The sequence below is a fragment of the Streptacidiphilus pinicola genome, from assembly GCF_003258295.1.
GTDB lineage: Bacteria > Actinomycetota > Actinomycetes > Streptomycetales > Streptomycetaceae > Streptacidiphilus > Streptacidiphilus pinicola.
In genome coordinates this window covers 1-20,207 of record NZ_QKYN01000030.1, presented here as the reverse complement: position 1 = coordinate 20,207, position 20,207 = coordinate 1, and the positions used below count along the sequence as shown (strand labels likewise).

23 protein-coding genes are annotated in these 20,207 nt (G+C 70.0%); 22 read left to right on the top strand and 1 reads right to left on the bottom strand.

Annotation, left to right across the window (positions count from 1 at the left end; all coding sequences use genetic code 11):
- Positions 1-9 precede the first annotated feature (9 nt).
- The 7 genes from DN069_RS07690 to DN069_RS07665 all read left to right on the top strand — a co-directional run bounded on the left by DN069_RS07690 (position 10) and on the right by DN069_RS07665 (position 6,435).
- Positions 10-534 (top strand): P-loop NTPase family protein, encoded by a 525-nt coding sequence (locus tag DN069_RS07690; protein ID WP_111500101.1) that lies wholly within the window; start codon positions 10-12, stop codon positions 532-534.
- 33 nt (positions 535-567) lie between these two features.
- Complete coding sequence (locus tag DN069_RS07685; RefSeq protein WP_133259847.1) at positions 568-1,398, top strand: class I SAM-dependent methyltransferase; 831 nt, start codon at positions 568-570, stop codon at positions 1,396-1,398.
- Between the two features lie 14 nt (positions 1,399-1,412).
- Entirely contained in the window at positions 1,413-2,144 is a 732-nt protein-coding gene (locus tag DN069_RS39905; protein WP_165845411.1) for a phosphotransferase, read from the top strand.
- The gene (locus DN069_RS07680; RefSeq protein ID WP_165845410.1) at positions 2,141-3,175 is read left to right on the top strand and encodes a sulfotransferase; all 1,035 of its coding nucleotides are present in this window, start codon (positions 2,141-2,143) and stop codon (positions 3,173-3,175) included. Before DN069_RS39905 ends, DN069_RS07680 begins: the two co-directional genes overlap by 4 nt.
- Positions 3,176-3,482: 307 nt before the next feature.
- Positions 3,483-3,974, top strand: a complete 492-nt coding sequence (locus tag DN069_RS07675) for an NUDIX domain-containing protein (protein WP_165845409.1) — start codon at positions 3,483-3,485, stop codon at positions 3,972-3,974.
- Complete coding sequence (locus tag DN069_RS07670) at positions 3,971-4,525, top strand: NUDIX domain-containing protein (protein ID WP_243638984.1); 555 nt, start codon at positions 3,971-3,973, stop codon at positions 4,523-4,525. Before DN069_RS07675 ends, DN069_RS07670 begins: the two co-directional genes overlap by 4 nt.
- The gene (locus tag DN069_RS07665) at positions 4,522-6,435 is read left to right on the top strand and encodes an ABC transporter ATP-binding protein (protein ID WP_243638983.1); all 1,914 of its coding nucleotides are present in this window, start codon (positions 4,522-4,524) and stop codon (positions 6,433-6,435) included. Before DN069_RS07670 ends, DN069_RS07665 begins: the two co-directional genes overlap by 4 nt.
- 18 nt (positions 6,436-6,453) lie before the next feature.
- On the opposite strand, the gene DN069_RS39340 is transcribed toward DN069_RS07665, so the two are convergent.
- Complete coding sequence (locus tag DN069_RS39340) at positions 6,454-6,927, bottom strand: ATP-binding protein (RefSeq protein WP_133259846.1); 474 nt, start codon at positions 6,925-6,927, stop codon at positions 6,454-6,456.
- A gap of 135 nt (positions 6,928-7,062) precedes the next feature.
- On the opposite strand from DN069_RS39340, the gene DN069_RS39335 reads away from it, so the two are divergent.
- The 15 genes from DN069_RS39335 to DN069_RS07585 all read left to right on the top strand — a co-directional run.
- Positions 7,063-7,767 (top strand): A24 family peptidase, encoded by a 705-nt coding sequence (locus DN069_RS39335; RefSeq protein WP_133259845.1) that lies wholly within the window; start codon positions 7,063-7,065, stop codon positions 7,765-7,767.
- 487 nt (positions 7,768-8,254) lie between these two features.
- A complete protein-coding gene (locus tag DN069_RS07655; RefSeq protein ID WP_111500095.1) occupies positions 8,255-8,578 on the top strand; it encodes a hypothetical protein in 324 nt (107 codons plus the stop codon).
- Positions 8,572-9,411, top strand: a complete 840-nt coding sequence (locus DN069_RS41375) for a hypothetical protein (RefSeq protein WP_111500094.1) — start codon at positions 8,572-8,574, stop codon at positions 9,409-9,411. Before DN069_RS07655 ends, DN069_RS41375 begins: the two co-directional genes overlap by 7 nt.
- 56 nt (positions 9,412-9,467) lie before the next feature.
- Complete coding sequence (locus tag DN069_RS07645; RefSeq protein WP_111500093.1) at positions 9,468-10,172, top strand: SAF domain-containing protein; 705 nt, start codon at positions 9,468-9,470, stop codon at positions 10,170-10,172.
- A complete protein-coding gene (locus tag DN069_RS07640; protein ID WP_111500092.1) occupies positions 10,169-11,017 on the top strand; it encodes a hypothetical protein in 849 nt (282 codons plus the stop codon). Before DN069_RS07645 ends, DN069_RS07640 begins: the two co-directional genes overlap by 4 nt.
- A complete protein-coding gene (locus DN069_RS07630; protein WP_116513675.1) occupies positions 11,014-12,303 on the top strand; it encodes a TadA family conjugal transfer-associated ATPase in 1,290 nt (429 codons plus the stop codon). Before DN069_RS07640 ends, DN069_RS07630 begins: the two co-directional genes overlap by 4 nt.
- A 67-nt stretch (positions 12,304-12,370) precedes the next feature.
- Positions 12,371-13,276, top strand: coding sequence for a type II secretion system F family protein (locus DN069_RS07625; protein ID WP_111500089.1), 906 nt, complete (start codon positions 12,371-12,373; stop codon positions 13,274-13,276).
- Between the two features lie 164 nt (positions 13,277-13,440).
- On the top strand, positions 13,441-14,163 hold the full coding sequence (locus DN069_RS07620) for a type II secretion system F family protein (protein WP_165845407.1): 723 nt from the start codon (positions 13,441-13,443) through the stop codon (positions 14,161-14,163).
- Between the two features lie 85 nt (positions 14,164-14,248).
- Positions 14,249-14,437, top strand: a complete 189-nt coding sequence (locus DN069_RS07615) for a hypothetical protein (protein ID WP_037606736.1) — start codon at positions 14,249-14,251, stop codon at positions 14,435-14,437.
- A 24-nt stretch (positions 14,438-14,461) separates the two neighbouring features.
- On the top strand, positions 14,462-14,902 hold the full coding sequence (locus DN069_RS07610; RefSeq protein WP_111500087.1) for a TadE/TadG family type IV pilus assembly protein: 441 nt from the start codon (positions 14,462-14,464) through the stop codon (positions 14,900-14,902).
- Positions 14,899-15,387 (top strand): TadE/TadG family type IV pilus assembly protein, encoded by a 489-nt coding sequence (locus tag DN069_RS07605; protein WP_111500086.1) that lies wholly within the window; start codon positions 14,899-14,901, stop codon positions 15,385-15,387. Before DN069_RS07610 ends, DN069_RS07605 begins: the two co-directional genes overlap by 4 nt.
- Before the next feature lie 69 nt (positions 15,388-15,456).
- Positions 15,457-15,834, top strand: a complete 378-nt coding sequence (locus tag DN069_RS07600) for a hypothetical protein (protein ID WP_111500085.1) — start codon at positions 15,457-15,459, stop codon at positions 15,832-15,834.
- A gap of 107 nt (positions 15,835-15,941) precedes the next feature.
- Complete coding sequence (locus tag DN069_RS07595) at positions 15,942-18,578, top strand: AfsR/SARP family transcriptional regulator (protein ID WP_165845406.1); 2,637 nt, start codon at positions 15,942-15,944, stop codon at positions 18,576-18,578.
- Between the two features lie 713 nt (positions 18,579-19,291).
- On the top strand, positions 19,292-19,645 hold the full coding sequence (locus tag DN069_RS07590; RefSeq protein WP_111500083.1) for a hypothetical protein: 354 nt from the start codon (positions 19,292-19,294) through the stop codon (positions 19,643-19,645).
- Between the two features lie 56 nt (positions 19,646-19,701).
- The coding region (locus DN069_RS07585) for a hypothetical protein (protein ID WP_133259843.1) at positions 19,702-20,207 on the top strand (506 nt) is incomplete at its 3' end.

The following is a 20,207-nucleotide window of genomic DNA, read 5'->3' as shown; positions in this document are numbered from 1 at the left end:
TCCCTACTCGTGAAACGAATCGCCCTCATCGGCTGCGGCGGCAGTGGCAAGACATGGCTGTCGAACCGCCTCGGGGAGCTCATCGAGGCACCTGTGACGCACCTGGACGCCGTGTACTACGACGACGGATGGAACGCGCTGGACAAGGAGAAGTTCGCCGCGATCCAAGAGGAGCTGGTCGCCGCACCGTCGTGGGTGATCGAGGGGAACTACGCCGCCACGCTCCCCATCCGGCTCACCAGAGCCGACACCGTGGTCTTCCTGGACCTTCCCGCGCGAGTGTGCCTGTGGGGCATCGCCCAGCGGCGGCTCCGGTACGGCGGCGGCCAGAACGATGCGACCGGCGTCTACGACCGGATCACCTGGAGCTTCCTGCGCTACGTGTGGGGCTACCGCAAGAGCATGGCCCCGCGCGTTGTGGCACTGATCCAGGAGCACGCCCGCGACGCCGCCGTCTACCGCATCACCAGCCGACGCCAGGCCAGAGCCTTGCTGGCCCAGATCGGCGACGCCAAGATCACGGCCGCCGCCTAAACACCGGCCTGACCCTCGCGAAGAGGGGGAGCCGTGGCTGACCCTTCCCCGTTCCTTGACCCGCACCTTGTCGGCGGCGTGCTCTACCGTGACGGAGACCGGCTCGCCAGCCGCACCGGAGCGCTGATGGCCGCCAAGATCACCGGGCGCGCCACCCCCGAAGTCCTCGCCGCGTACGCCGTCGGCGCACGACCGCGCCCCGGCCGGCCGGTCCTGGACATCGGCTGCGGGCGCGGCGCGTCCACCCTCGCCTTGACCCGCGCGCTCCCCGGCTCCCGCATCGTGGCCATCGACGCCTCCGGGGCCATGCTGCGCGCCACCCGCGCCCGCCTGGAGCAGACCGGTGCCGCCGCCACGGCGGCCCAGGCGGACTTCCACCACCTGCCACTGGCCGACGGCAGCACGGCACTGACTGTGGCCGCATTCTGCCTTTACCACGCGCCCGACCCGCGCCGCGTGCTGAGCGAGATCGTGCGCTGCCTGCACCCGGACGGGACCGTCATCCTCGCCACCAAGTCCGCCGACAGCTACGCCTCACTGGACCGTCTCGTTGCGCGGGCCGGCCTCGATCCGGACGCCGAACGGCGCACGGGACTGTACGGGGCATTCCACAGCGCCAACATGCGCGACGTCGCCGACCACGCCCTGACGGTCCGCCACGTTCACCACGAGGTGCACCGCTTCCGCTTCCGCGACCTTGCGCACACTGCCGCCTACCTGGCCACATCCCCCAAATACCGGCTCCCCGAAGGACTCGCTGGCGACCCCGACGCACTCGCGCACCAGCTCCGTTCCGTGCTGCCCGACGGCCCGGTGGAGACATCGTCCGTCGTCAGCTACCTCATCGGCACCGCCCCTCACTGAAAGGGCCCGCCCCCTTGGTCTTCGCCAAGACCTACCCCAGCGCCCAGGCCGCAGAGCAAGCCAGCGCGCACCATGCGTGGCTGGCCCGGCTCGGGACGCCAGTACCGCGACTACTGCGCCGCCAAGGCGCGGCACTGCGCTTCGAGACCATCGCAGGGCATCACGTCGGCCCCGATGACCTGCCGGCCGCCGCGGTCGTCCTCGCTGAGGCGCACGCTGCCGGCCACCGTGCAGAACTGCACCGCGCGCGACTCGACGCGCCCTATCGGGTGCCGGGCCCCGGGGAGCTGGCGGCGTTCATCGCACCCCGCATCGCGCGCGTCCAAGCTCTGCTGGACGCCGGGGCCGTGCCCGCGCCGACGATCACGGCCACGCAGGCGCGCAGCATCCTCACGGCCGCTGCGAGCGAATCGGCCGCTTTCTACAAGGACGCCAACCCGAGGAACTTCCTCGTCACCGATACCGGCGTCGTCGTGGTCGATTTCGACGACCTGACCTTGGCTCCCTTCGGCTACGACTTGGCCAAGCTCTGCATGACCACCGCCATGACCCACGGACTGCTGGCCGAAACCACCATCCAGCGAGCGCTGAACGCCTACAACCAGCACGTCCCGCACCCGTGCACCACGGAACGCCTGGGCGACTGGATGGAGATCCATCACATCCTTACCGCCCCCTATCTCGGCCGGCACGGCTACATCCACACCTGGCGCAACCCCGACACTGCCGAAGCGAGGAACCGTTGATCCACGACCTCGATGCGCAGCTCAAAGACCCCAACCCCGAAGGCGCTGCGATCGCCCTGTACCGCACCCGGGCCTACAGGTTCACCGACGACCCCCGGCACTACGTCCTGGCCGAGGTCCTGGAGGAGAGGTACGCGCAGGGCATCACGCCGAACGCCGCGACGCTCGCGTACCTCTCCGCCACCCTCGACCAGATCCGCGCCACAGGCCAACTGCCACCGTTCAGCGCGGACATCGCCGCGGCCGAGGGCATCGACCTCCGACAGGAACTCGAGGCCCGCGCCCCCTACGCCCCGCGTCCCCTGGCCACCCACACGCCGCGCACCCTCGTGTTCATCGTCGGTGCTCCGCGCTCCGGCACCAGCCACCTCTACAACGTCCTCGCCAGCACCGGCCACTACGCCTACTTCACCACCGCCTCCTGCTGGGCCTGGCCCGTCCGCAACCTCGCCCACCCCGCACGCCAGTCCTTCGAGTCCATCAGCGACACCGTGCTCGCCGTCGACAACAAGAACACCCGCCTCATCCCCGGCCTGGTCATGCCGTACGAAGCCGAAGACCTGTACGCCCGCACCATCCCCACCTACCGGCACCTCGGTGGCCACGCCTATGAGATCACCCGGGCCGGACTCACAGACCCGCTCACTCTCACCGCGAGCATCCAAGCCCACTGCGCCCACTTCGACCGGCCCGCCTTCATCACCAAGTCGCCGTTCAACTCGCTTCGCATCCCGCAACTCGACGCCATCACCGGCCACCGGGCCCTGTTCGTGACCATCACACGGGACCAGGCCGGCACGGCGGACTCGATGCGCCGCAACCACTTCCGCTTCCACCAGGGCGGCATCCCGCTGACCGAGGAGGAGGCATGGGAGGTGTTCACGGCCGCGACCGACGCGGCACCGGCCGAGCGAACCATCCACGTCACCCACCGCGACCTGCTCGCCGACAGTCGGGGCGAGGTGGACCGCATCCAGCGGCTGATCCAGTCACTCGGCATCCGCGAGCCTTACCCGGCGGCGACCCGATGACGAACGAGGGGCAGAGGCTTCTCCAGCGATCGTGTACTGAGCGGCGCGGAGCCACCCTCGAAGCCGAGCCCGGCAGCGTCGCGGAGAACTGACCTCTCACGGGCGGTGTGGTGAGCCAACCACCTGCCGCGCCGCCCGCGCCAGCGACACACGGACGGGATCACACGTTCGAGTGCCGACGCGCACGACATGCCCGCAACTGTCCGACCCACCCGGCAGACTGCATCGCCTCGGCATCCCAACTCGTCTACGGGCAGGGCTGCTTGAGGCTTCAACAGGCATGCCCGATTCCGACCGTGGAGGCCCCGTGAGTTCTGAACGTGCGCTGTTCGCCGCAGCGGCAGCCGCCTACATCCCACACCCCGACGACGGGCGCGTGCTCCTGGTACACCACGCCAAGTCGAACCGGTGGGTCCTGCCGGGCGGCAAGATCGAGCACGACGAGCCCCCGAAGCGGGGTTGCGAGCGTGAGGCCCGCGAGGAAGTCGGTGTTAACGGCATCGCCGGTCAGCTGTTGACAGTGTGCTGGCTCACCGCAGCCGCCGAACTGTGGCCGGGAGCAGCGACCGACAACCCCTACGCCTACCCATGTCACATGTTCACCTTCCATCTCCCCATCGACGCCGCCGACGTCGACCGTATCGCCGTGCCGGCCGGGGAGATCCTGGCCCACCACTGGTGGGAACCCGAGGAAGCCGCTGAATCCGGGCTGATGGAGCAGTACAACGCCCGGAACCTCCTCGCCGCCACGCAGGTCCACCGCGGCGAACGCCCCACCGCCTACCTGGAGTCCCGATGACTGAAGAGGCCAGCCCCGGACACGGGTGGCTGCCCCCGGACCAGTACGTCACGACGATCGCCAACGCGACGTTCTTCGGCTGCTTGTTCTTCACCGACACCCAAGGCCGGCCGATGCAGATGCGCTCGGTCCTGGACCCAGACAGGTGGGACTGGCCCGGCGGGAACACCGAGAAGGGTGAGACGCCGTGGGAGACCGCCGTGCGCGAGTGCTTCGAGGAGACCGGCATCCGCTTCGCTGGGGAGCCGCGGCTGCTGGCCACCTCGTTCGCTCCGGTCGGCGGCGGCTGGCCGCTGTGCCACATCGGCTTCACCTTCGATGGCGGCACCCTCACAGACGACCAGATCGACGCGATCGTGCTCGACCCCACCGAGCACAGCGACCTGTCCGTGCGCAGCCTGGACGAATGGCGTGCCGCCATGGACCCGGGCGAGTACACGCTGCTCGCCGCCACAGACGCCGCACGCCGGAGCGGGGTCGCCGCGTACCTCCAGCACGAGCCCGTGCAGCGCCGCCGACCGGACGGAACACCGATCGGAGAGAACCTGTGACGGGTGCAGCCCCGACCACCACCCATCAGGACGCGGACGACGATCTGCTGATCGTTGAGGACGGCACCGAGTACGCCGACCAGCTACAGGCGCTGACGCTCAGGCACATGACCCGCAGGGTTCCCCACCTTGCCGCCCGAGCCGTCGCCCTCGCGTGGAGGGTGGATCGCCGCTCCACCGCCGGGCTGCTCGCAAGCCAGCTGCTGTCCGGGGTGGCGCAGGCAACCGGGCTGCTGGCGATGACCGGGACCATCGCGGCCCTGTTCTCGTCCGGGAACGTGATCGCACGACTCGAGTCCGCGTGGGTCTCCGTCGCGCTCCTGGTGGCCACGGCCGGCCTGCGCGCTGTGCTCGGGATCGTCACGAACTGGCTCGCCCTGCGGCTCATCCCCGTCGTGAAGGAAGAGGCGGAGGTGATGTTCGCGGAGGCGGCGGTGAACGTGGAACTGTCCGCGTTCGACAACCCGAAGTTCCGGGACCGCAAGGAAGCCGCCGAGCGCGGCGCGGAGTGGGCGGGCGAGCTGTTCAACAACGCCCAGCACCTCATCGCGGCGACGGTCTCCCTGATCGCAGGCGGCACGGTCCTCGCCTCCATCCACCCCGTACTCCTCCCGCTGCTGGCCCTCGCGAGCATCCCCCAGGGCTGGGCGCAGGTCCGGTCCGCCACCCTCACCCGCCTGGCGTGGCAGCGCGTGATGAGCCACAGCCGCATGCGGTACTTGCTGCGCTGGTTCCTCGCCGACCAGGAAACCGCCGATCAAATCCGCACCGGCACGATGGCACCGTTCCTGATGGCCCGCTACCGCGCCGTCAGCGCCCGCATGCACGCCTCCCACCGCCAGGCCACCGACGCAGGAGCACTGGTCTCGTTGATCGGTGCGGCATTCGGCGGGCTCGCATCCGGGGTGGTGTGGGTGACGCTGATCTGGCTCCTCGCCACCGGACGCATCTCCGCAGCCTCCGGAGGCGCCGCGGTGTTCGCGCTACGCACCGTCGCCACCGGCGTGCAGGGCATCACCAGCATCGGCGCGCAGGCGTTCCGCAACGGCCTGTACTTCCAGGACTGGGTGGACTTCCTGCGCGAAGCGGGCGGCTACCGGCTGGAACGGGGCACACTCCAACCCGAGGACGTGCACGAGGTCCGTGCCGAGAACCTGACCTACCGCTACGACGGAGCCCACCGCGACGCCCTCACCGACGTGACCTTGAGCGTGAAGCGCGGCGAGGTCGTCGCCCTGGTCGGAGAGAACGGCTCCGGGAAGACCACCCTGTCCAAGCTCCTCGCCGCCCTCTACCTACCCACCAGCGGAGCGGTCACCTGGGACGGAGCCGACACCCGCGACCTCGACCCGCACGCGGCGTGGAAGCACACCGCCGTCGTCCCCCAAGACTTCGCCCGCTGGCCCTTCACCGCCCGCCAGAACATCACCCAAGGCCAGCCCCTCCCCGGCGGCGACACACCGATCCGCGCAGCCTGCCAGGCGTCCAGCGCCGACGAGGTAGTCGACGGACTCCGCAACGGCCTGGACACCCTCCTCACCCGCGACTGGGCAGGCGGCGAAGCCCTGTCCGGCGGCCAGTTCCAGCGGATCGCCATCGCCCGCGCCTTCTACCGACCGGCCGGACTCCTCATCCTCGACGAACCCACCTCGGCGCTCGACCCCCGCGCCGAACACTGGATCTTCGCCAACCTCCGCACCGCCGCGAAGGACCGCGCCGTCGTCCTCGTCTCCCACCGCCTCACCAACGTAGCCATGGCCGACCGCGTCCTGGTCCTCGACCACGGACGCATCATCCAGCAGGGCACCTTCGCTGAACTCGTCGCCGACAAGGCTGGCCTGTTCCACGAGCTGTGGCGGCTGCAACACGACCGACAAGGGACCATCCCCGCGCAGCCCACCACCACCTGAGTCCCGAGGGCGTGACACTTAGGAAGGAGCGCTTCCGACCGGGCTCCGCGAACCGAAAGCGATGAACACGGCTTTTCCCGCAACCGTCCGTCTGGCGGATATGCATCCGTGGAACATGCTACTCAGCAGACTCAGACCTCGACCGCGTTCGCCCATCAGCTGCCGTCTGAACCCTTCCTGGCCACCCAGCCTGTCTTCTTCGCCGAGGATGCGCAGTGTTGTCGGCGGAAGCTCCCAGCTGGCGTCATGACACTCAAGGACATGCTCAGTACCGTCAGTCAGCAGCCTGAGCTCATACGGGCCGACCGCGTGCTCCGTGGCGTTGGCTACGAGCTCGGACGCGGCTAGCAGCACGTCGTCCACGAGATCGTCTTCGAAGTCCAGCCGAAGAAGCTCAGGACGCAATTTCAGGCGCGCAAGGCGGGTCGGATGGACAGTTTCGGAGTTCCATCGCAGGACGGTCACGCATGCGCTACCCGGTTGTTCGTTCATGCCGCGCTCCAGAAGAGCGAGGGACGGGCGTGTCGGCCTTGGCGTCGGTGCCGTCCGCGCCCAGGGCGTAGGCATGAGCGCGTGTCGTGTGCAACGAGCCCAACGTTAAACGGGCTGAACCGCAATGTGTCGACCATGACGAGCAGGACGAGCATGAACACCTCGGGCCTCCGATCCAGGCTGGGCGGAGCACCACGACACCCTGACCAGCGCAATAAGGGCCAGGGGGCTCTCGAAGAGACTTCCGCGAACACCGAAGCGGCATCCCGAGAGGTGCGATGCAGCGATGCACTCACGGCGCTCAAGTGTCGATGGCCTGTCGTCGTGGTCGTGGCGGGCGTAAGCGCTGCCCTGTTGGGCGAGCGACATCCGCCACGGGCCGAGGCTGCGGCCTACTGGTTCGTTCTGGTCGTGGTCGGGCCGATTCTCTGCACCCTCGATGTCGCGCTACTCCGGCTGCCAGATGCGATTGTCTTGCCGGCGGCACCATCTGTCCTGCTACTCATCGCCGCATCAGCGTTTGCCCACGGGAACCCCGCTGAGGCAATCCGCGCGCTCGCGGCCGGCACACTGTCCGGGGCCGTCCTAGCTGGCCTGGCGATCCTCTCGCGAGGTGGACTTGGCTGGGGTGATGTGAAGGTCAGCGCGGGCCTTCTAGGTCCGCTGCTCGGCTGTGCCGGTTGGTGGGCACTTGCTGAGGCTGCACTGTTCGGCTTCGCATGCGCAGGCGTTACAGGCCTTTTGACACCTCGCCGCCGTGCGGAGATCCGGCGGCTGCCACTCGGCCCGTTCCTCTTCGGGGCAACGCTGGCAGTCGTCCTCGTCAACCCCTTGCGATGACTTGGTCCCGAATATCCCTGAAACGAGCGTTGATTGAGTCGTATCCGTACCACCCAGGGGTGACTTCCGTATACGACGGGAAAATTCAGGGGCATCCTGGCATCTCTGCTCGTGACCGACAGTTGCAAACCGAGCGCGGACAGGGTCCGCGCACCTGGGGAGGTGTGCTCCGATGAAGCGAAAGCTCAGGCAACGAGCCCTGTTCTCTGTGCTGGTCACGGCATGGGCGATGGCATTGGTGACTGGATGCACCACGCCATCGCAGCCAGGGCCGGCTAGTGACGCTGCGTCAACCAGCAGGACCGAAGTGACGGCACCTCGCGCCCCTTCCGCATCGCCTGCTGCTTCCGGGCTTCCGTCACCTTGGGCCTCGGACAAGGGAACACCCGCACAGCGGGCTGCAGTACAGGGAGCTCTCGCCGCCTACCAAGGGATGTGGAGCGACCTGGTCCGACTCGGTGCGACATCGGACTGGAAGAACCCGGAAATGGGCCGCTACATGACGGCGGATGTGCTCTCCAGTTGGTCGACGACCCTGGCCCAGAACAAGCGCCAAGGGCTCGTGCTGCGCGGTTCGACGAAGGACTCGCCTCGCGTGGTGTCAGTGTCGCCCTCGGGGCAGCCGACGCGCGTCGAGATCGCCGACTGCGTCGATGACGGCGACTGGCTGCAGTACGTGGTGGCGACGGGCAAGCTGGCCAACGACACCCCCGGTGGACGCCATCGCAGCGAGGCCATCGTCACCTACGACGCAGACTGGCAGCGCTGGCTAGTCAGCCAGCAGATGATCGGCGAGGTCGGCTCGTGCTGAAGCGCGTCGCGGTCGTCCTTGCGTCAGCTGCACTGGCCGCTCTCGTGCCGAACGCCGCGTCCGCCGACGGCGGAACTCACACCCACGTCAGCGCGGCGTGCCAGGCCAGCAACTGCACGTTCGGCGCGGCGAGCAGCACGTCGCAGGACTCGGCCTCGGGCCCTTCGAAATCCTCTGGATCCGCTCCGGTCTGCGCTTACGTGCCCGCGGGTGCGATCACGACGGCGGACGACGGGTCGAGGGGCCAGTGGTACCGCCTCGACTGCGGGAGGGGGTTCGACCAGGGTGAGTTCGGCGGTCCTGCCCTGCCTCTGTGGGCAGGGGCTGGCCAGCCTGGCCCTGCGGTGAGTCCGGTGGTTGTGGCGCAGCAGGCGGAGAGCGAACTGGTGTTGCCTTCTCCGGTGATGTCGTTCAGTCCGGCGGGCTTCCAGGTGGTGCGGGTTCCGACGTGGATGTGGATCGAGCCGGTTCAGTGGCGTCCGGTCACAGCGACGGCGCAGGTGCCGGGGGTGAGCGTGACGGCTACGGCGACGCCCTCGTCCGTGAAGTGGGATCTGGGCGACGGAACGCAGCTGACCTGCGCCGGGCCGGGAACACCTTGGCGGCCTGGTGATGATCCTAGGGCGTCGTCACCGGACTGCGGGCACGTCTTCCTGCGTCCTTCGGCGGACCAGCCGGGCGGCACATACGCCGTGACGGTCCGGGTGCACTGGCGCGTGGACTGGGCTGGAGGCGGTCAGCAGGGCGTGTTCCCTGATCTGTCGTCTACGACGACGGTGCAGGTCCGGGTGGAGGAAGTCCACTCCGTGGTGACCAGCAACCAGACACGCTGACTGACCCGCTCCTCCACTTCATTTTCTTCTTCCTTGTACCGAGCCAGGAGGTTGGTATGCGCCTTGTGGCGCAGCGGCAGAAGCCGCAGCTTGAAAGCGATGACTGGGTGCTCCAGACCGCGAGCGGGCTTGAGCTGGCCGGGCTGGAGCGGCGGCGGTCGCTGCTGCGCGCGGCTGCGGGCGTCGCGACGGTGGTCGTGGCGGCCGGGGCAGGGCTGGCGCTGTGGTCGGCGACGCAGCAGCGCACCGAGGTGCTGGCGCTGGCCCGTTCGGTGTCCTTCGGTCAGGTGATCGGTCCGGCGGACGTGCGGGTCGTGGACGTCTCCTCCCTTCCGGGGGTTCCGGCTTTGGCGGCATCGCAGACCGGACTGGTGGTGAGTCACCGGGCGGCTGCGTCGTTGCCTGCAGGAACGCTGTTGACGGCGGCGCTGGTCAACTCCTCCGCGCTGACGACGGGCCAGGACGGCGTGTCGCTGGTGGTCAAGGAGGGGCACTATCCAGCCCTGGCTGTGGGTGACCTGGTCCGGATCGAGGACACCGGCAGCAGTTCCCCGTCGCCTGGCTCTGCGGCGTCCGCGCAGCAGGAGGGTCAGGCGGTGGAGGCGTCGGTGCTGGCGGTCCAGCCGGCCGCGGACACGGCGAGCGGGGCGGGGTCGATCGTGCTGACTGTCTCCGTGGGTGACGCGGACGCGCTGCGGCTGGCGTCGATGGCGGCACCGGCCGTGGTGCTGACCGGCCCTTCCTCGGGAGCCGCACGGTGAGCGCGATCGGGGTGCGGCGGATCGTCGCGTTCGGTGCCGTGACCGGGGCGCCGGGGGTCACAACCGTGGTCGGAGCGACGTCGGCCGCCTGGCGGTCGGGGTCGGGGGTGGGGCGGCCGCTGGTGTGGGAGGCGGATCCGGCCGGCGGAGTGCTGCAGCAGGTGATCAATCCCGGTGGTGAGGCCGGTCTGGTGACGGTCGCTGGCGTCGCCCGGCGGGAAGGCCTGGTCCACGGCAGGGTGCTGGAGTACGCCGGCCAGCTGGTGGGTGGCGTGCCGGTGGTCACTGCGCCGCTGCACCCGGGTCAGGCGAAGGCTGCCTTGGAGGAGCTGGCCCCGCTGTGGGGGGCCGCGGAGACGGGGCCGGTGCCGTGGTTGGTCGACATCGGCCGGATCGACCCGTCCGTGCCGCTGCCGCACGGGGTGTGGGGGTGCGCCGACGCTCTCGTGCTGGTCACGCGTGGCGATCGGCATGCGCTGCTGTACGGGGCGTTGATCGCCCGCCGGGCGTCGGAACGTGGGCTGCCTGTGGTGGTGGCCGTGGTCGGCGACTGCCCGGAGAGCGATCGGGAGATCCTGCGCGCGCTCGGCGGTTCCGGCGTGGTTCGCCTGCCGTGGGATCCGTTCACGGCCGCGGTGCTGCGGGGCCAGTGGGCCGGCGGCCTGCGGACGCGCCGTGCCCTGTTGGGGGGACGTTTCGCGGGGGAGCCCCGGCGGCAGGATTATCCGCTGGTCGCTGCCGCATCGGGCGTGGCGCGGGAGCTGGAACGCCTCCTCGGCATCGCCGAGGTCGATTCGCCCGCACCGCTGACGGTCGGGCCGCTTGCTGTGCGGGGCGGCTCGTGACCGTGACGGACAACGCGGTCAGGACGCTGGCGACCGAGTTCCGTACGAGGATCGGTCGGCAGCTCGTGGCAGCGGAGCAGCAGGCCGGGTCGCATGGCCTGACCTCCGAGGCGCGCTGGGCGCTGGCCGAGCGGCTGCTCCAGCAGGAGCTGCGGCAGGACGCGGTCGCCCGACTTCGGCGGGCCGAGTCGCCGCTGGACGAGGAGGCGGAGGCCAGGGTCTGCGACGAGGTCCGCGCGGGGATGACCGTGCTGGGCACCCTCGGTGACCTGCTCGCGGATGACCGGGTGGAGGACATCCTCGTCAACGACTTGGAGCACGTGTTCGTCCACTATGCCGGAGGCCGCCGCGAGCGCCTGGGCCGCCAAGTCGCTGACTCGGTTGAGGCGCTGACGGAGATGGTGCGGCAGGTTGCGGTGTCGTGTGGCGCCGAGGAGCGGCGGTTCGACCGGGCCAGTCCGTTCCTGTCGGCGCAGTTGCCGGACGGGTCTCGGCTGTTCGCCGCGTTCGACGCGCGCGGCACCCCGACGCTGTCGGTCCGCCGCCACCGGTTGCGCACGGCCACACTGGACGATCTTGTGGGCCTGAGCATGATGGGCCGCGAACTCGCGGAGGAGCTGCGGGCGATGGTTCGTGCCCGGCTGAGCATGCTGTTCGCCGGTGGTCCGGGGGTGGGCAAGACCACGGTCATGTCCGCGTGCTTGAACGAGACGGACCCGAGCGAGCGGATCATCACGATCGAGGACACCCTGGAGCTGAACCTGCACCGCAGCGGCCGCCATCGCAACGTGGTTCCGTTGCAGGCCAGGGAGGCGAACCTGGAGGGCGTCGGCGAGATCACGCAGGCGGAGCTGGTGCGCTGGTCGCTGCGGATGAGCCCGGACCGGGTCATCGTCGGCGAATGCCGCGGACCCGAGGTCGTGGCGATGCTCAACGCGTTCTCCGTCGGCAACGAAGGCTCAATGTCCTCGATCCACGCGGCGACATCACGTGGGGCGTTCATGAAGCTGGCCGCGTACGCGGCCCAGGGGCCGGAGAAGCTGACGGTTGAGGCCACCAACCAGCTGATCGCCTCCTCCTTGCACGTCGTGGTGCAGCTGTCGAGGGCCACGGACGGCACGCGGGTGGTGTCCTCGGTGCGGGAGATCATCGACGCCGACGGCGTGCAGATCATCTCCAACGAGCTGTGGGAACCGGGCCCCGACCAGCGCGCCCGCCGCGCCGCCCCGCCGTCGGCGCACCTGCGCGAACTCCTCGACCAGCTGCATCCCAGCTACAGCCGCTGACCGCTCCTGTTCTCAAGAGCACAGAAAGCAAGACGACTTCGATGACGATGATGAGGACGGTGGGCTGATGTCCTCCTGGGACGCCTTTACCGCCGCGGGTTGCGGCGCGCTGCTGGGCGTGGGAGTGGTCACCGCGTACTGCGGCACGGCCGGCATCCCCGTGTCGAGCCTGTATCCACGCCACGCACTGGCTTGGGCCCGGAAGAACCGACCCGCTGCCGCAACGCGCCCGGTCGGCCCGCGAGTCCTGGGCTGCGTGGCCGCCAGCTGCGGCGTGCTGGCCGTCTCGGGGTGGCCGGTGCTCGCGTTGGTCGCGGCCTGGGCCGCCTGGGCGCTGCCCGGCATGCTCGGCCCGGATCGGGAGCACCAGCAACGACTGGCGGAGGTCGAGGCCGTCGCCGGGTGGACCGAGCAGCTGCGGGACACCCTCTCCGCGGCAGCGGGACTGTCGCAGGCGATCCGCGCCACCGGACCGCTGGCCCCGGCGGCGATCCGCCCGCAAGTAGCGGCGCTGGTGGAGCGGATGGACGGCGGCGTGCCGCTGGCGAGCGCCCTGCGGGAGTTCGCCGATCAACTCGCCGACCCGCTGGCCGACCTCGTAGTGGTGGCGCTGGTGACGGCGTCGCGCCGGCAGTCCGGTCGGCTGACCGAGCTGCTGGCGGCACTCGCCGACACCACCCGAGAGCAGGCCCGCGCGCGCATCCGCGTCCACACTTCGCAGGCGCGGGTCCGCACCGCCCAGCGGTTGATCACCGGGGTCTCCGTGGGCATGCCGGTCGCGCTGATGCTGCTGGACGCATCGTTCATGTCTCCCTTCGGGACTGCGGCGGGTCAGCTGGTGCTGCTGTGGATCGCGCTGGTCTTCGCCGCTGGGTTCGCGATGATCCGGCGCCTGGCCCGGTTCCGCGAAGGCCCCCGCCTGCTGAACTCCCCCGCCGGCTTGCCTGTCCCGTCCTCAGGTGGTTCGCGATGACGATGCTCGTACTCCTTCTGTCCGCCGCCGTCGGATGCGGTGCCTGGACCACGGTGACCGCTCTACGTCCGCAGCGTGTCCCGCTCAGCGTTGAGATCGCCCGCCTCACCACGCCAGCACCCGCCGCACCTAGCAGTGAAGCGGCGGTGACGTCCCCTCAGGTCATGGGGATCGCGGAGGGCTGGGCCGGAAGGCTCGGCTCCCGTCTGGCTCCCGTCCTCGCGGCTTGCGGGCTGCCGGGTCCGAAGGCGCGCGCGGATCTTGCGGCTCTGGGTAAGCCGGCCGAGCGTCATCTGGCGGAGAAGGCCCTGGCCGCGCTCCTCGGGCTGGTCACCCCGTGGCCGCTATGCCTCGCGGTCAGCGTCCTCGGCATCCAGCCGGGCTGGACAGTGCCAATCGGGTTCGCTGTGCTGCTCGCGGCCGCGGGCTTCTTCGCCCCTGACTTCGCGCTGCGCTCCACCGCCGCCGAGTGGCGGCACACCGTCCGCCACGCACTCTCAGCCTGGCTGGACATGACCGGCGTCGCACTGTCCGGAGGCGCGGGCGTCGAGCAGGCACTGCGCGATGCCGCCACGGAAGGCGAAGGGGAAGCCTTCGACGCCTTCCGTCTCGTCCTGCGGGAGGCCGAGATCACGCGCACCCCGCCGTGGGACCGGCTCCGCGACCTCGGCCTGCGCCTCGGTGTGACCGACCTGGACGAGCTCGCCTGCTCGATCGCGCTCGCCGGCGGCGAAGGAGCCCGCGTCCGCAACACCCTCATGGCCAAAGCCTCCTCGTTGCGCGCGCACCTGCTCGCGGACGCCGAAGCAGCAGCCTCCTCCGCGACCGAGCGGATGGCCATCCCCGTCGCCCTGATGATGACCGGCTTCCTCGGCATCCTCGCCTAACCCTCACTGGCCCACGCCATGCAATCGCTCTGAAGAGTCCGAACTCTCCTTCCCTGCACGCCACGTTCGAAGAACCAGGACCACCATGCACCACGAACTCGCCTGCCTCACTGCCCGCCTGCGCGTGCTCGCCGCCCGTCTCCGCGACCTCGGGGACGACGGCTACAGCACCGAGGCCGTCATCGTCACCGCCTTGCTGGTCATCCTCGCCATCACTGTCATCGGCGTGATCAGCGCGAAGGTCATCGCCAAGGTCAACAGCATCAACTTGTGACCGCGGCGGATCGAGGAACCCGTGATGAAGCGCAACCGCCGCGGCGACCAACCACAGCCGTCGCCGTCAGCCGAGGACACGTCACTTGCGGACGAGGGCTCGGCGACGGTCGAGACCGCGCTCGCGATGGTCTTGCTGATGCTGCTGCTCATGGGCATTGTGCAGTTCGCCCTGGTGGAACATGCGTCGCACATCGCCAAGGCCGCCGCTGCCAACGCGCTCGCCCAGGCTCAAACCGAGGACGGCACGGCGGCCGACGGCAACGGTGCGGGAGCGCAAGCGCTTGCCCAACTCGGGGGCGATGTCCTGCAGCACGCGCGACTGACGGTGGTCCGGACATCGGACCAGGTGACTGCCGTGGTCCACGGCCAAGTCCTGAGCGTGTTCCCGGGACTGCACCTGCCCGTGACCGCACACGCCGCCGGTCCCGTCGAACGCGTCACGGCGCCGGCGTCGGCGCCGTGACCCTCACCTCCGCACCCGTCGTCCCCTTCGAGGACTCGCCCGTGCCCAAGCACCGACCAGCCTCCCCCCGCCCGCGTGACCGCGGCTCAGCCAGCGTCGAGCTCGTTCTGCTCGCCCCGACCCTGGTGCTGCTCCTGCTCTGTGCCGTCATGCTGGGGCGGCTGGTCAACGCCCGCCTGGACGTCGACTCCGCCGCACAGCAGGCGGCACGAGCGGCATCCCTGCTGCGGCTGCCCGGGCAGGCACAACAGGTCGCCACCCAGACCGCGCGTACGGCTCTGCAGGAGACCGGGCGCGCGTGCCATGGCTTCAACGTCACAACGGACACCAGCCGTTTCACGGCGGGCGGTGAGGTGACGGTCACAGTCGCCTGCACCACTGAGCTGTCCGACCTCGGGCTTCCGCTTCCGGGCAGTCGTGTGTCCCGGTCGACGGCTTCGGTGCCCGTCGACTCCTACGAGTACGTCTCTGACGGGAGGCCGTAGGTGCGGCCTTACGTGCTGGCGCGGCGACAGCATCACGAGCCGTGCGACCCCAGGCCGGATGAGGGTTCGGTGACCGCGTTCACCGTCGTCGTACTCACCGGGCTGCTGCTCTTCCTCGGCATCACGGCCGACCTCGGCCAGGCGCTGGCCGCGAAGGTGCAGGCGCTTGGCGAAGCACAGGACGCCGCCCGCGCCGGCGCCCAGGCCCTGGACCTCAGCGCTCTACGGTCCAGCGGGACCGTGCGGCTACTCCCTGACGGCGCAGCACAAGACGCCCGTGCCTACCTCGCCCGGGTCGGCGTCCCTGGGACCGTCACGGTCGGCGCGGACACCGTGTCGGTGTCCGTCACCCAAACCGTGTCCACCCACCTGCTCACCCTGGTCGGCATCACCAGCCTGACCGTCCACGCCGGCACCACCGCCCACGCGGAACAGAGCGCACCGTGAACCAACCGCGTCGCCCCCAGCGCCTAGCGCTCCGCCGTGCCGGGCGCCTGCCATCGGCGTTGTCCGCGGCTGTCCAGGCGGTCTTCGTCGCTGGACTGCTGACGGCCTTGCCTACGCTGCTCATCGGCACACCGCAGCTGTCCACCGCGCTCGGGAATCACCTGCCCGGCCCGTCGGAGGTCATCGCCACGGCGGAGCAGCCGGTCGACGACCGGCTGCTGTTCGCGGTCCTCGCGCTTGCCGGGTGGATCACCTGGGCTGTGCTGACCGCCAGCGTCCTGCTCGAAGTGGTCTGGGCGTTGCGCCACCTCTCCGCGCTGCGCGGCTCGACGGGCCTCGCGCTCGTCACGGCGCGCCGCACGCTCGGCTCGCTGCTGATCGGCGGGATCCTCATTGCCCTGCTCACCGCCACCCGCACGCCCGCCGCCAGCGCACCTACTCAAGACGGCTCCATCAACCCCGCGCCAGCTGCCGCCACGGCGCCACTGCATCCCGGGCAGAACGCCGCGAGCCCGAACACGGTGGGTGTGAAGTCTGGTGACACGCTCTGGCAGCTGGCGCAGTCGCACTTGGGCGATCCCCTGCGCTGGCCGGAGATCTACGCGCTCAACCAGGACGACACCGAGACGGATGGCCGCAGGTTCCAGAACCCGAACCTCATCTACCCAGGCTGGAGTCTCCAACTCCCCACCCAGCACGACGTCGCCTCCCGCCCCACGCCTCAGCCTTCCAGCCCGTCAGACCCCGGCGGCGCCCGCACACACGGAGCGGAAGGAACAGGTGCAACCGCACCACCGCCGGCCCCCTCCGCGTCTGCGTCCGCCCGAACAGTCGGCCGGCACACGGCGGGGTTGCGGCTGCCGCGCGACGCCGGATACGTGTCCCTCGCCCTGGCCGCAGCCCTGGGCGTGACCGCGCTGCAGGTGATGCGCCGCCGCCCCGTCCACGCGCCCGCCGGCCGTCCCCTTCCCTCGCTAGAAGAGGTGAAGCAGCGCCCCGAGCACCATCCGCTGCTCGCCGATCTGCGCACCCTCCAAGGCCAAGAACCGCTCGCACCCGAGGACGGTCCCGAGTCAGGCCTGCCGATCGCGGACCAGTCCGGGAAGCAGCTCACTCTGGACGATCTGCTGAACGACCAGCCGTTGCACGTCCTTTCCCTCGCGGGGCCCGGCGCCGAGGACGCCATCCGGGCGCTTCTCCTCCACGTCCTCGTCGTGCCTGAGCAGTCCGGCGCACACGTCATCACCACGGTCGACGACCTCCAGCAACTGACTGGCGCCCACGCCGTGCCCGGAGGGCTCGCCGACCGCGTCCACGCCGCGCAGAATGTAGGCGCCGCGCTGGCCCGCGTCGAAGAGATCCTGCTGGGCCGCATCCGCGACCGAGACGCCCTGCCTCCCGGCGAACCGGTGCCGCCCACCTATCTGATCACCAGCCAGGTTCCGCCGGCTCAGCACCGCCGGCTGCTGGCCATGCTGGAAGTCGGCGCCGACGTGGGCGTGTCCGCTGTCCTGCTCCACCGTGCGATCGGCGAAGCCGTCACCGTTGAGGTCCACCACGACGGCACCGCCCGCCTGCACGACAGTGACCGGGCCGGCTTGCGCTTCTTCCATCTGCGGGTCGAAGGCGCCCACGCGGTGACGCGACTCCTGCACGATGCCGATGAGATGTCCGAGGAATCCGGGGACGGAAGCCCGGACGAGTCAGCCGAGGAACCAGAATCAATCACCCCTGCAGCGGGCACGGAAGGCGACACAATTCCATCGCCCGATGCGCAGGGCATTACGGTCACGGAAAGCGCTACGGTCGACTCCTCGACGAATGCAGACAAGCCAGATTCCGCCGGGTACGACAGGCAAATTCCCGCGCCCAGTGTGCCGATTGTGGCGGCACCGGAAAGCAGCCGACCCTCCGCTCAGCCGAAGGCCGCCTGCCAGGTCCTCGATCCGCCCGTACCAGCCAGTGCCTCAGTCGCGGTCTCGCTGTTCGGCACGTTCAGCGTGGCGGTCCTCGGCGAAGTCCACACGGGTCTGTCACGGGGCAAGATCGGCGAGCTCCTCGCGTACCTGGCCGTCCACGACGAAGGCGTCCTGGGCGAGAACATCTGGCAGGACCTGTGGCCCGAGCGCGACCCCACCAGCGCCAAGGAGACCTTCCACCGGACCTCCAGCAACGCGCGCAGCAGGCTGCGCGAAGCCCTCGGCACGGGACCCGGCGCCCAGCTGATCCTCAGCGACGGAAACGGCCGCTGGCGCCTGGACTCCCGTCAGTTCGCCACCGACGTCGCCGCTTTCCACCATGCGCTGCGCGAGGCGAACACGGCTGCGGACCGCGAGCAGCGCCGCCGAGCACGCGAGGAAGCGGTCCGCCTCTATTCGGGCGAGCTGTGCGCGGGTAGTGCCTTCGGCTGGATCGACGCGCACCGCGAACACGCGCGCATCCAGGCCGTCGCCGTGCACGCCGAGCTGGCTCGCACCGCGGACGGAATCGATCAGGCCCTGACCCACCTCCAGCAGGCCATCGCTCTCGCGCCAACGGATGAGGCCCTCTACCTGGAGCAGGCGCAGCTCCACGTGCGCACGGGCAACCTCGCCGCGGTCAGGCGCACCAGGGACCTGCTGGTCCAGGCGCTGAAGGCGATCGACGCGCACCCGACGCCGGCGACCATCCGCGCCTTCGATGACCTGCTGCGGACGCGTCATCCGGCGCCCGGCCGCGCCTCGAGCCAGCGCTCCTCCGGCTGAACCAAATCCGCGATTGGCGAAGTCCCACACCCTGTCCAATCATCCCCGTCCACCATGGGTATCCCCGACCCCGTCCAATTACAGACGGGATACCCCCACCGGGCGTATAAGCGCAGGTCACAGGGCATTCCTCCGGTTCCGGAGGTGCCCCGACTCCATACCCGGGGAGCCTGTAACCCCCGGTCTTCGCGCGTGGCGGCCCGCCCGGCCCGGCAGGTGCGCTTCTCCTCGCCTCACCGTGCTCACTCCCCTCTCCCTCCCTCGCCCTTGCTTCTGGCCAGCCGGCGAGACGGTGCCGACCGCCGGCATGCGCAGGTGAGAGCGCCCGCCTGGCCGGGGCGCGGGCGGCGCAGAGGCGCGGGCCCACACGTGTGGCCACGCGCGGGGGGCGCGCAGGCGGGCCTGATGCGCCTGCTGCCCGAAACACGCTGACGGGCGGGCGCGCCTGCGATCGCGTCGCAGCACGGCGACCACGCGACGACTTCGGTCGTCGAATCCGAATTGCACGACACAAGGCGTCGTGAATTCGCGGAAATTCCAGCATTTCAAAGCCCCATTCCGGCTCGACTCGTCGGCCGACGTCGAGCTACCTTCTAAATGTGCCCGGGAAAACCGGGCGGCGGCGAAAAGCAAGAAACGCCGCGAATTCCCCAGGAGAACTCCGCCCGGGGAGAAGTGCGCCCGAAATCCGGGCCCGATAAAGGGAGACGTGAATGGACCACCTGGATGAAGACGGTCCCACGATGGCCCGCCCTGACGAGCCGGTCGTGAACATCTGCCGACATGAGTGCACCGGCACCACGGCCCAGGGCCACGACCCGCTGGTCAGCCTCCTGCTCCGGCGCGCCGGATTCATCACCGAGGACTACTTCCACCAGCGCTACCGCCGCCTGCCCTACGACCTGTCCGACGGGGTCGCGGAGCGCATGGCCACCAACGCCGCCCGGATGCTGCGCGCCTGCCACTACCAGGTCCGCATCGACGCCGACCTCGACCTCGACGCCCCGCCCGGCGACTGGACGCCCTGCCCGGTCCACCCCGACCTGCCGCGCCCGAAGACGACCTGACCCCGCGCCGCCGCACCCCAAGACCCCTCGCGCACAACAGAGATGGAGCACTCGCGATGACTGCCACGACGAACCCCTCCGAGAGTCCCGACCCGATCCGCGAACCGGGCAGGCACCGCCTGCACAAGCGGCTCGGCACCACCGGCCGTGACCTGACCGCCCAGGCGAGCGGATCTCCCGCCCACCTGGCCCTGGCCACCTTGATCTGCGACATGGCCCGGGACGCCGACATCCTCGCCGATATGCTGCGCGGCCGGATCGGACAGGCACGCGACGAACTGGCCCGCCTCGGCGCGGGAGGCCGCCCCGCCCTCTCACGGGGGACCACGGTGATGGCCGCGCTCGGAGCCGAGATCGACTTGATCACTGGGCAGCTCGACCAGTGCCTCGGCCACCTCGATCGGCTCATCGACGCCTACCGGAACCTCAGGCGGCATACCCCGCCCGCCGCCCCCGGACGGATGCGGCTGGTGCCCGGACAGCGCAGGAACCGCGCCGCCCGCCCCTGCACGTGCGCCTGCAGCCGCCCCTGCGGCTGCGGCCACGCCGGATGCACCGCCCC